This window comes from Maribacter sp. C-4077, from assembly GCF_055378385.1.
Map to the genome: position 1 here is coordinate 1,528,263 of NZ_AP038807.1, position 12,085 is coordinate 1,540,347.

Annotated in this window: 11 protein-coding genes; 7 read left to right on the forward strand and 4 right to left on the reverse strand. The window is 45.1% G+C overall.

Annotated features, from left to right (window positions below):
* Window positions 1-8: 8 nt before the first annotated feature.
* A complete protein-coding gene (gene rsmI / locus ACZ41C_RS06665; RefSeq protein WP_464565016.1) occupies window positions 9-680 on the reverse strand; it encodes a 16S rRNA (cytidine(1402)-2'-O)-methyltransferase in 672 nt (223 codons plus the stop codon).
* Window positions 681-743: 63 nt separating this feature from the next.
* A complete protein-coding gene (locus tag ACZ41C_RS06670) occupies window positions 744-1,427 on the reverse strand; it encodes a hypothetical protein (protein WP_464565018.1) in 684 nt (227 codons plus the stop codon).
* A 106-nt stretch (window positions 1,428-1,533) separates the two neighbouring features.
* On the opposite strand from ACZ41C_RS06670, the gene ACZ41C_RS06675 reads away from it, so the two are divergent.
* The 7 genes from ACZ41C_RS06675 (at window position 1,534) to arfB (ending at window position 8,980) form a co-directional block, all read left to right on the forward strand.
* The gene (locus tag ACZ41C_RS06675) at window positions 1,534-2,178 is read left to right on the forward strand and encodes a thymidine kinase (RefSeq protein WP_154917827.1); all 645 of its coding nucleotides are present in this window, start codon (window positions 1,534-1,536) and stop codon (window positions 2,176-2,178) included.
* On the forward strand, window positions 2,171-3,277 hold the full coding sequence (gene alr, locus ACZ41C_RS06680; protein ID WP_464565020.1) for an alanine racemase: 1,107 nt from the start codon (window positions 2,171-2,173) through the stop codon (window positions 3,275-3,277). Before ACZ41C_RS06675 ends, alr begins: the two co-directional genes overlap by 8 nt.
* A 78-nt stretch (window positions 3,278-3,355) precedes the next feature.
* Complete coding sequence (gene mscL, locus ACZ41C_RS06685) at window positions 3,356-3,763, forward strand: large conductance mechanosensitive channel protein MscL (RefSeq protein WP_125221951.1); 408 nt, start codon at window positions 3,356-3,358, stop codon at window positions 3,761-3,763.
* Between the two features lie 285 nt (window positions 3,764-4,048).
* Window positions 4,049-5,038 (forward strand): aspartate-semialdehyde dehydrogenase, encoded by a 990-nt coding sequence (locus ACZ41C_RS06690; RefSeq protein WP_138256754.1) that lies wholly within the window; start codon window positions 4,049-4,051, stop codon window positions 5,036-5,038.
* Window positions 5,039-5,127: 89 nt separating this feature from the next.
* Window positions 5,128-7,284: a prolyl oligopeptidase family serine peptidase gene (locus ACZ41C_RS06695; RefSeq protein WP_138256753.1), complete on the forward strand. Its 2,157-nt coding sequence runs from the start codon at window positions 5,128-5,130 to the stop codon at window positions 7,282-7,284.
* Between the two features lie 20 nt (window positions 7,285-7,304).
* The gene (locus ACZ41C_RS06700) at window positions 7,305-8,357 is read left to right on the forward strand and encodes an ABC transporter ATP-binding protein (protein ID WP_464565024.1); all 1,053 of its coding nucleotides are present in this window, start codon (window positions 7,305-7,307) and stop codon (window positions 8,355-8,357) included.
* Between the two features lie 221 nt (window positions 8,358-8,578).
* On the forward strand, window positions 8,579-8,980 hold the full coding sequence (gene arfB / locus ACZ41C_RS06705; RefSeq protein WP_138256752.1) for an alternative ribosome rescue aminoacyl-tRNA hydrolase ArfB: 402 nt from the start codon (window positions 8,579-8,581) through the stop codon (window positions 8,978-8,980).
* Window positions 8,981-9,023: 43 nt separating this feature from the next.
* Here arfB and ACZ41C_RS06710 read toward each other — a convergent pair whose 3' ends face one another.
* On the reverse strand, window positions 9,024-10,352 hold the full coding sequence (locus ACZ41C_RS06710; protein ID WP_464565027.1) for a GntP family permease: 1,329 nt from the start codon (window positions 10,350-10,352) through the stop codon (window positions 9,024-9,026).
* Between the two features lies 1 nt (window position 10,353).
* Entirely contained in the window at window positions 10,354-12,075 is a 1,722-nt protein-coding gene (locus ACZ41C_RS06715) for an IlvD/Edd family dehydratase (protein WP_464565029.1), read from the reverse strand.
* Between the last annotated feature and the right edge of the window lie 10 nt (window positions 12,076-12,085).

Below are 12,085 nucleotides of genomic sequence, written 5' to 3' on the forward strand. Positions count from 1 at the left end.
TTATGGAATTATTTTTTACCCCCAACTACAATCACTATCTCTCCTTTTGGAGGCTTTTCGGTATAGTGTTTTAGTACTTCCTCGGCGGTGCCACGGATGGTTTCCTCGTACATTTTGGTAAGTTCCCGGGATACGGAAACGGGCCTATCCGCACCAAAATACTCCACAAAACTGTTCAATGTCTTTTGAAGTTTATGCGGGGATTCGTAAAAAATCATAGTTCTGGTTTCTTCGGACAAAAGTGTCAGTCGGGTTTGTCTTCCCTTTTTGACCGGCAAAAAACCTTCAAATACAAATTTGTCATTAGGCAGACCACTGTTGACCAATGCGGGCACAAAGGCCGTGGCACCGGGCAGGCATTCCACTTCCACACCCGCTTCCACACAGGCGCGGGTCAATAAAAACCCAGGATCGGAAATGGCTGGCGTCCCCGCATCTGAAATCAAGGCAATTGTACTACCTGCCTGGATGCGATCCACAAGTCCGGATACGGTTTTGTGTTCATTATGCATATGATGGCTCTGCATGGGCGTAGATACCTCCAAATGTTGTAAAAGCTTTCCGCTGGTACGGGTATCTTCGGCCAAAACCAAATCGGCCTCCTTTAAGACCCGAATGGCCCTTAAGGTGATATCCTCCAAATTGCCAATGGGCGTAGGCACAATATATAGTTTTCCCATGGTTACAAAAGTAAAGACCCAACACCAAGTGCTGGGCCTTATTGCTATAAAAATACCGTCGCTTTATAAAAATCTACGTTCTATGAGTTCCATAAACCGTATCTCATACTCTTCCTTTCCTTCCCAATTATCATAATCCGGTTTTACCATATTCTTAATGAAGGATACGGAACGCTCATGACTGTCTATCGTAGTCAATTGAGACAATACCCTGTTGTAATCCTCTGCACTGCCGTTAAAAAGATGTTTTATAAAACCGAGCTTGTTGTTAAGATCTACTTGAAGTTCCCTTGTTGCCAATCGCTCGTTCAAGGATTTAGGGGTCTCCTGTTTTTTGGAAGTTGGCGGGGGCATGAACAACTCCTTGTCGTTCTTCATCAAATCCGGTTTGGACATGAACTCCGTCAAGACTTCTTCCAAATTTTCAGAATTGGGCATTTCTGAAACCATATCCTTTATCGTTTCCATACCCGGTGTCATGATATCCTCCTCATGTGGATTGCTTTCAGGAACGGAGGTATTGGCGCGCATTACGGCATTCGCCATTTTTTCGAACTTTTCGGCAATGACGTTTTTGGAAACGTCCACCTGAATGTCGTTCAGTTCCTCTTCTATAAACTTAAGTACCGCAATCTTCTCGTAAAGTTTCTTGGCAGCTTCGTACAAGTCCGTAATATCATTTATCTCCCTGGAAGTAATGATGTCTGTGGACATTTTAATCAAATCTGCCCTTAATTTTTCCTTCATAACTACAAATTAGTTTATTCCGCGCGAAAGCCGCACCTTTTTTTAATAACTTTAAGATTCTATAAATAGAACGGAAAAACCCCTTATTTTCGTTTAAAAATACAAAATGTTTCTCGAAAATACCGTTAATCACCAGGAACAATTCGGCTGGATAGAAGTCATTGCCGGGTCCATGTTTTCGGGCAAGACCGAGGAATTGATACGCAGGCTAAAACGGGCACAGTTCGCCAAACTCAAAGTGGAGATTTTTAAGCCCATGGTGGATACCCGATACGATGACGATATGGTGGTTTCCCATGATGCCAATGAAATACGCTCCACTCCTGTACCGGCAGCCGCGAACATTCGTATTTTGGCCGACACTTGCGATGTTATTGGCATAGACGAGGCACAGTTTTTTGATGATGAAATCGTTACCGTTTGCAACGACCTTGCCAATAAAGGGGTTCGGGTAATCGTTGCTGGGTTGGACATGGACTTCAAGGGCAACCCATTTGGACCAATGCCGGCGCTTATGGCCACGGCAGAATATGTGACCAAAGTACATGCCATCTGTACGAGAACCGGGAATTTGGCCAATTACAGTTTTCGAAAATCCAACAACGACAAGCTTGTCCTGTTAGGTGAAACGAACGAATATGAACCCCTAAGCCGTGGTGCCTTTTACAAGGCCATGTTAAAGGAAAAAGTGAAGCATATGAAGGTAGATTCTGTGGAAATCGAAAATCCCAATAGAAAACCAAATGCCTAAGGCCCTGGAGACCGTTCTGGAAATAGACTTGAAGTCCCTGGAACATAATTATCGTTTTCTTCGGTCCAAATTAAATCCGGGCACCAAATTTCTTTCGGTCGTCAAGGCCTTTGCCTATGGTAGCGATGCGGACCAAATTGCCTTGAAACTACAGGAACTGGGAACCGACTATTTTGCCGTGGCCTATGTAAAAGAAGGCGTTGCCCTGCGTAAAGCTGGGATTACGAAACCCATTTTGGTACTCCATCCCCAACCCGTTAATTTAGAAATCCTCATCGCGTTCCAGTTGGAACCCAGTATGTATTCCTTTGGGATCCTGAACCAATTCACTGCGTTATTGAATCGGAAAGAAATCAACCGATATCCGGTACATATCAAGTTCAATACCGGATTGAACCGATTGGGATTTGCGGAAAAGGACGTTGAATCCCTTTTGGAGCTATTGGAAAATAAGGATACTTTGAAAATTGTTTCCCTATTTTCCCATTTAGCCGCCACCGAAGACCCAAAGGAAGAAGCGTTCACCAGAAAGCAGATTGCCAAATTTGAAAAAATTAGTGTTGAAGTAACCAATCGGTTAAAAATTCAACCCATAAGGCATATTCTCAACACTTCTGGAATCCTGAATTATCAGGAAGCACAATACGATATGGTACGAAGCGGAATAGGCTTGTACGGTTATGGAAATGAAGCCAGATATGACGCGGAACTAAAACCCATCGCCACGCTAAAAACCATCATATCACAAATACACCATTTGAGTCCAAGCGATACCGTAGGCTATAACAGGGCTTATGTTTCAAGGTCTTCCCGTGTTTCGGCTACCTTGCCCATTGGCCATGCAGATGGTATTGGAAGACAATATGGCAAGGGCAAAACCTTTGTGTTGGTCAACGGTAAAATGGCGCCAATTATTGGAAACGTCTGTATGGATATGATTATGATCGATATTACGGATATCCCCAGTAAGGAAGGGGATGAGGTGATTCTATATGGCCCTGAGCTATCCGCCCATGAAGTGGCAAAAACCGCGAACACCATTTCCTATGAGTTGATTACAGGGATTTCACAACGGGTAAGAAGAATATATTCCAGTTAAAATTTGATTTATTTCACATTTTATTAAGAATTATTTTTTCTTACATTGCATCCTTATAAACCAATAAAACACTAAATCATGCTAAAAGAATTTAAGAATTTTATTATGACCGGAAATGTCATTGACCTGGCAGTTGCGGTTATACTTGCCGGGGCCGTTGGTCTTGTTGTCAACGGGTTTGTTTCAGATATAATGATGCCGATCGTAGGACACTTTGCCGGTGGTCTGGACTTTGCCGACATGAAAATCGTATTGGACGAAGCTGTTGTAGGTGCCGATGGAGAGGTTACAAAACCAGAAAATGCCATTATGTACGGAAAATGGGTCAACGCCATCATCAACTTGATTACCGTAGGCTTTGTACTGTTTATGATCGTTAAGGCCTACAACAAGACCAAAAAGAAAGAGGAGCCTGCTCCGGAAGCACCAAAAGGCCCAACAGCCGAGGAGTTGCTTATGGAAATTAGGGACGCCTTGAAAAAGTAATTATCCCTTTACAGGATAAACCGCTGCACCGCAGTCTAACTTTAAAAACCGTCAACATTGCTTCGCTAGCAGTTTGGCGGTATTTTTTTATCCGATAGTCAGATTTAAAAACACTCTAAAAGCTAGGGAGACAATCAATTTAGGACTTTACAAGGCTGGATTATAGGTTTTGCACAAAATGTTATTTTTGAAACTTTTTGTTATATTTTAATTATTAATTCCGAATTCCCTTGTCCAAGTTAGGGTAATACCTATTTTTGCGCGAGAATTTTAAACTAAAGAATTATGAAGGTAGCTGTAGTTGGCGCCACGGGCATGGTAGGTGAGGTGATGTTGAAGGTATTGGCCGAACGCAATTTTCCCATTAGTGAACTTTTGTTGGTCGCCTCGGAACGATCTGTAGGCAAAAAAATGCCCTATAAAGGTGAGGAATACTCCATTATTGGATTGGCTGATGCCGTGGCGGCCAAGCCGCACATCGCCATTTTCTCCGCAGGTGGGGATACCTCATTGGAATGGGCACCAAAATTCGCGGAAGCTGGAACGACCGTTGTTGACAACTCATCCGCTTGGCGTATGGACCCGGATAAAAAATTAGTGGTTCCGGAAATCAATGCCAATGTTTTAACTAGCAATGACAAAATAATTGCGAACCCAAACTGCTCTACCATACAATTGGTCATGGCACTTGCACCGCTTCACAAAAAATATAAAATGAGACGGGTCATTGTATCCACGTACCAATCGGTTTCAGGTACGGGGGTGAAGGCCGTTCAACAATTGGAGAATGAAATCGCAGGGGTAAGCGGCGAAATGGCCTACCCGTATCCCATTGGTAGAAATGCCCTTCCCCATTGTGATGTATTCCTAGAAAACGGGTATACGAAAGAGGAAATGAAGTTGGCCCGAGAGCCCCAGAAAATATTGGATGACAGAACCTTTTCGGTTACTGCGACCGCCGTACGTATTCCAACTTCCGGAGGACATTCAGAATCCGTCAATGTGGAGTTCCACAATGATTTCGATTTGAACGAAGTCAGACAAATCCTAAACGACACGCCAGGCGTTACGGTCCAGGACAACCCGGACACCAACACCTACCCCATGCCCATCTACGCGCATAATAAGGACGAAGTTTTCGTGGGTAGGATCCGTAGGGACGAAACAAATCCCAACACTTTAAACATGTGGATCGTTGCGGACAACCTTAGAAAGGGTGCGGCCACGAATGCGGTCCAAATTGCGGAATATTTGGTGGAGAAAGGTTTGGTTTAAACTCACACTATAGAATGTTAAAACCTTCAAAACACGCCCGTTTTGGAGGTTTTTTTGTGGTATTTTTAATCCAACTAATTTTAAAAACCATGCGAAAGATCCTTTTCTTTTCCTGCGCTGCCCTAGCTTTGCAAGCCTGCAAGACAGAAACAAAAAAAGAACCGATTGTTGTGAACTATCCAGAAACTGCCAAAGTCGACACCGTAGACACCTATTTTGGAACCGAGGTTAAAGACCCCTTCCGTTGGTTGGAGGATGACCGAAGTCCGGAAACCGAAGCTTGGGTCAAAAAACAGAACGAAACCACTTTTGGGTATTTGGAAAACATCCCTTACAGGAACGACCTAAAAAAACGGTTGGAAAAGCTTTGGAACTATGAAAAAGTAAGTGCCCCATTTACGGAAGGCGACTATACGTACTTCTATAAAAATAACGGGCTGCAGAACCAATATGTGGTCTATAGGAAAAAAGGGGATGCCGAAGCCGAGGTGTTCCTAGATCCCAACACCTTTTCGGAGGATGGTACCACCTCCTTGGCCGGACTGGAGTTCACCAAGGACGGATCCCTGGCAGCCTACCTTATCTCGGAAGGGGGAAGTGATTGGCGCAAGGCCATCGTGCTGCGTACGGAAACCAAGGAGGTTGTTGAGGATACTTTGGTCGATATCAAGTTCAGCGGAATTTCATGGAAAGGAAATGATGGATTTTATTATTCCAGTTACGATAAGCCCGAAGGCAGTGAGCTTTCCGCCAAAACGGACCAACACAAGGTCTACTACCATAAATTGGGAACCCCACAATCGCAGGACGAACTTATTTATGGCGGTATCCCCACGGAAAAACACCGCTATGTTGGGGCCAGTGTTACCGAAGACGAAAAATACCTGGTCATTTCAGCGTCTATTTCCACCTCGGGAAACAAATTGTTCATTCGCGATTTACAGGACCCCAACGGACTCCTGATCCCCATTGTGGATGATACGGATTCTGACAATTATATCATTGAGAATGTAGGTTCCAAACTCTACATCGTAACCAATAGAAATGCACCCAATCAAAAAATCGTTACCGTGGATGCCAAAAATCCTTCCCCGGAGAATTGGGAGGATTTTATTCCCGAAACGGAAAATGTATTGAGTCCCAATACGGGAGGCGGCTACTTCTTTGCCGAGTATATGGTAGATGCCATATCCAAAGTATTTCAGTACGATTACGAGGGTAATTTGGTGCGAGAGGTACAGCTTCCGGGTGTGGGAAGCGCCAGTGGTTTTGGCGGGAAAAAAGACGAAAAGGAATTCTATTTTTCCTTTACCAATTATAACACTCCGGGTTCATCCTATAGATACAATGTAGACACCGGGGAGTACGAGCAATATTGGAAACCGGAAATCGATTTCGATCCAGATGATTATGAATCCAAACAAGTTTTCTACGCTTCCAAGGACGGGACCAAAATCCCCATGATCATCACCCATAAAAAAGGCATCGAATTGAACGGAAAAAACCCGACCATCCTTTACGGGTATGGCGGTTTTAATGTAAGCCTTACCCCTTCGTTCAGTATCGTAAACGCCGTTTGGATGGAACAGGGCGGTGTGTATGCCGTTCCCAACCTACGAGGTGGTGGGGAATATGGCAAGAAATGGCACAATGCGGGTATCAAGACCAAAAAACAAAATGTTTTTGACGACTTCATCGCCGCTGCGGAATACCTCATCGACAACCAATATACCTCCAAGGAATATCTGGCCATCCGCGGGGGTTCCAATGGCGGACTTTTAGTAGGCGCCACCATGACCCAGCGTCCCGATTTGATGCAAGTGGCCCTGCCTGCCGTAGGGGTCATGGATATGCTTCGCTATCACACCTTTACCGCCGGAGCCGGTTGGGCCTATGACTATGGTACCTCAGAGGACAATGAGGAAATGTTCAACTATCTCAAGGGCTACTCCCCCGTTCATAATGTAAAGGAAGGAACGGCGTATCCTGCAACCTTGGTCACTACGGGCGACCATGATGACCGCGTGGTGCCTGCCCACAGCTTTAAGTTTGCCGCGGAGCTACAGGAAAAACAGGCCGGGGACAATCCAACCTTGATTAGAATCGAGACCAATGCCGGCCACGGTGCGGGAACTCCTGTGAGTAAGACCATAGAACAATATGCCGATATTTTTGGGTTTACCCTTTTCAATATGGGCTTTGAGGAACTGCCCAACCAATCCGTATTGAAGGAATTCAAGGAATAAGGGTTTAAATCAATAATTAAATGGAAAATCCGTTCTTATTTTTGGAACGGATTTTTTGTGCCCAACAGAACAGCACACTGGTTATGCTACGAATAGAAAATGTTTCTTTTGGTTATAATGCCGATACCGTACTGGAAAACATAGACCTTAGGGTCCAGCGCAGGGAACATGTGGCCCTCATAGGGGAGAGCGGGTGCGGGAAAAGCACCCTTTTAAAAATTCTATATGGCCTGATGGATTTGGAACAGGGCCAGATCTTTTGGGAAGACGAACCTGTTCTGGGACCGGCCTACAATCTGGTGCCTGGTGCCCCGTTTATGAAATACCTTTCCCAGGATTTTGACCTGATGCCCTTTACAACCGTATCGGAAAATATCAGTCAATATCTTTCCGTTTTCTATCCGAAGGAATTAAAGGAGCGTACCCAGAAACTTTTGGAGATGATCGAGCTTACCGATTTTGCCCATACCAAAGTCAAAAACCTGAGCGGGGGGCAGCAGCAGAGAGTAGCACTGGCGCGTGTATTGGCCCAAAAACCGGAAATTCTTCTTTTGGACGAACCTTTTAGCCATATTGACAACTTCTTGAAAAACAGCTTACGAAGAAACATTTTTAAGTATTTAAGGGACCACGGTATTACCTGCATTCTGGCTACCCATGATTATCAGGATGTGCTTCCTTTTACGGACAGGGTAGTAGTACTAAAGGACAAGACCGTTTTGGCCAAAGGAAAACCCATGGACCTGTATGCAAACCCCAAAAGCCTATATATTGCCTCCCTGTTTGGCGAGGCCAACAGTATTTCTATCGATGTGCTCAAATCCTACGCCAACACCAAGCGAAAAATCATCGTGTATGCCCATGAGTTCAGGATTTCTGAAAATTCCGGTATCACTGTTTTCGCCAAAGAATCGTATCCTATGGGCCCTTATTATTTGATCAAAGGAGCATCCGAAGAAGGGGATACCCTATTCTTTCATTCCCCCTTTCCATTGGAACCGGAAAAGAAAGTGTATCTCAACGTTTCCATCGAAACCATAAACCAACGATTGCAAGGAGGAACGACAGTTTAACGATAAAATAGGGAAATGGGCCAATTCTCAGCAAAATTTTGCCCTTCCATAAACTAATCCGCACTTTGGACCGTTATTGGGTTCATTTACAATTAATACGAATTATGAAAAGAGTACATCTTATCCTGACCCTAGTCGTTTTTACCTTACTACTAGCACCCCTTTTTATCAACTAAGAACTCACTCCAAAGCAGTTTCTTACCTTTGTTCAAAACAGCTGATTGGACAAGGAAGGAATTTTAAAGGAACTCCAATTTAAGGCCATCCGCAGTAGCGGGCCAGGTGGACAACATGCCAATAAGGTGTCCTCCAAGGTGGAGCTGTCCTTTGATGTAGTAAATTCATCGGTTCTTTCCGAAACCGAGAAATCACGTATTTCCAAAAAACTGGGTTCCAAATTGACGAATGAAGGGGCCTTGTTATTGCAATGCGACGAATCCCGCAGTCAGCATAAGAACAAGGATTTGGTCGTTGAGCGGTTTTTTGCACTTTTGGAAGCCGCACTTAAAATTCCCAAAAAAAGAAAAGCCAGTAAGCCCTCCAAATCGGCCATAGAAAAGCGGTTGAAATCTAAGAAAGCTAATGCCGAAAAAAAAGCGAATCGGTCCAAACCGGAATTCTAGAAAACGGTTCCTAAACATATAAGAACATGTCTTTTTTTGGATGTTATGCAAACAGCGTATACAAAACAAACACGGCCAACGCCCCGGTTAAGCCGAGTATTCCGCTTCCCAAGCTAAATAATCGATAGCCATTTTTTACGTTCATACCGCTCATTTGGGTAACCACCCAGAAAAAACTATCATTGGCGTGGGACACTACGGCCGATCCTGCACCGATCACAATCACCACCAAGGCTTTTTGTATCTCCGTTTCAAATCCTAGGGACGTCATCATGGGAAAAATAATCGAGGCCGAGGTCACCAACGCCACGGTGGAAGATCCCTGCGCCGATTTTATGGCAGCGGCAATGACAAAGGGCAGAAAAATACCCAAATTATATCCGCTGAGCAAATCGCCCAAGGTTTCGGCAATACCGGAATTTTGAAGAATCTTTCCAAAAATACCGCCCGCTCCTGTTATCAAGATGATAGATGCCGCATCCATAATGGCCTTACCAATCCATCCCGAGGAGGAGACCATATCGTACTCCAGTTTTTTCGGCAATAGTAAACACAGAAAAACACCTATAAGCAAAGCAATAACCGGCTCCCCGACAAAATTCAGGAAGTCGACAAAACCATTATCGATTCCGGTTCGTTCCGGGTTCAATATCGATCGTAAAACGATCAGTAAAATGGGTATAATGATGGGAACAGAAGATTTCAAGGCACTTGGCTGTTCCTTGTATATCCTTTCAGAATCCGCACCCCCGATCAAGTCGGGTTCAATATAAGTTTGGGAGGCATACTTCGATGCAAATACGAGCCCTGCAATCAAAGCAATGATACTCACCGGAAAGCCAAAGGCAATGACCAAGCCCAAATCGGCCCCTAAAATACCTGCCGCCGCTATGGGACCCGGTGTTGGTGGCACCATTGTGTGGGAGGCCATAAGGCCAAGTCCAAGAGCGATGGCCGGACCTGCAATGGAAATTTTTGCTTTTTTGGAAAGACTTTTGGATAATGGGTGCAACAATAGAAATCCACTATCTGCAAAAACGGGAATAGAGACAATATAGCCCAAAACCCCCATAGCGGTAATGATCCGTTTCTTTCCGATGAACTTCAAGACCTTTTCGGCAATGGCAAAGGCGCCTCCGGTATTTTCCAAAAAAGCTCCGATGATCACGCCTAGGACAATGATCAGTCCAATTTTCCCCAGCGTGCCCCCAAAACCATCGTTAATGGAGGCAATGATTTCAGAATAGGACATACCTGAAAACAGGCCGTAGGCCAAGGAAACGATCAAGAGTGCCATAAAGGCATGGACCTTCAATCGGGTCGTTAGGAAAATGATGGCCACAATGGCCAAAAGCAAATAAATCAGTACCATATCAGTGTAAATCCCGTTCTACCTTGGATCCTGAGCCACCTACCAAAAAGTCCAAATCGGCACCCAAATCGGCCTGCTCCACATGGTCAATATATAGTTTCACATACCCCCTGTCCGCAACGGGTTTTGGTGGGATCCATGCTTTCTTTCGTTTCGCTAATTCGGCATCGTCAATATCCAAATGCAAGGTTCTTTTGTGTACATCCAGTTCTATCCAATCCCCGTTCTCTACCACGGCCAACGTTCCTCCCACCGTTGATTCCGGTGAAACATGAAGTACGACGGTTCCGGCTGCGGTGCCGCTCATACGTCCATCGGAAATACGGACCATATCAGTAATGCCCTTGGCCAACAGTTTTTTGGGCAAATCCACATTCCCCACTTCGGGCATGCCGGGATAGCCCTTGGGCCCTACCCCTTTCAGGACGATAACACTATTCTCGTCGATGTCCAGATTGGGGTCGTCTATGCGTTCGTGGTAATCTTCCATCGTTTCAAAGACCACGGCCCTGCCACGGTGTTTCATCAGTTTGGGCGAAGCAGCCGAAGGTTTGATCACCGCGCCATTCTCACAAAGATTTCCTTTGAGTACGGCAATGCCCGATTTCTCCTGAAAAGGTTTTTCAAGCTTCGCAATAACATCGGTATCATAACAAATGGCGTCTTCATAATTTTTCGTCAGTGTTTTTCCGTTGACCGTAACCGTCTCCGGATGTAACAATGGCGTCAATTCCTTCATTACCACGGGGAGACCTCCGGCATAATAGAAATCCTCCATCAAGTATTTCCCGGAAGGTTTCATATTCACCAATAGTGGAATCTTGCTTCCAATGGTATCAAAATCCTCCAATTTTAAATCGACACCGATCCTGCGGGCTATGGCGGTAAGGTGAATTATCAAGTTAGTGGATCCTCCAACCGCTGCGTTCACAATGATGGCGTTTTCAAAGGCATTGCGCGTCAAGACTTTGGATAGGGTCAAATCCTCTTTCACCATCTCCACGATCCTGCGACCAGAAAGTTGTGCATACATTTTCTTTCTGGAATCCGCTGCGGGAATGGAGGAATACCCCGGAAGGGTCAATCCCAAGGCTTCGGTCATAGTGGCCATCGTTGATGCGGTACCCATCGTGTTACAGTGACCGATGCTCCGTGCCACACAGACTTCGGCTTCCCGAATATCGGCAGCTGAATATCCTTGGTTTTCCTGCCGTTCCTTGATCATCCAGTTCATTGATCCGGAACCTACCTTTTCTCCTCTAAAACGACCGCTTAACATGGGGCCGCCGGGTACTACAAGCGTGGGAAGATCCACACTGCAGGCTCCCATTATGGTGGACGGGGTGGTCTTGTCACAACCCGTCAACAGCACGATGCCATCCAAGGGATTGGCCCGGATGGATTCCTCTGTATCCATACTTGCCAAGTTGCGAAAGAGCATGGTTGTAGGTTTCATAATCGTTTCCCCTAGGGACATCACGGGAAACTCCATAGGCACGCCCCCAGCTTCCAAAATCCCCTTTTTAACCACTTCGGCGAAATCACGAAGTTGTCCATTACAAGGAGTTAATTCCGACCAGGTATTGCAAATACCAATGACGGGCCTACCCTCAAAATAATCATCGGGATATCCTTGGTTTCGCAACCAAGAACGGTGTACAAAACCCATCTTACCGTCATCCCCGAACCATTCAGAACTTCGAAGCTTTTTCTTTTTATCCATAGGAAAGTCG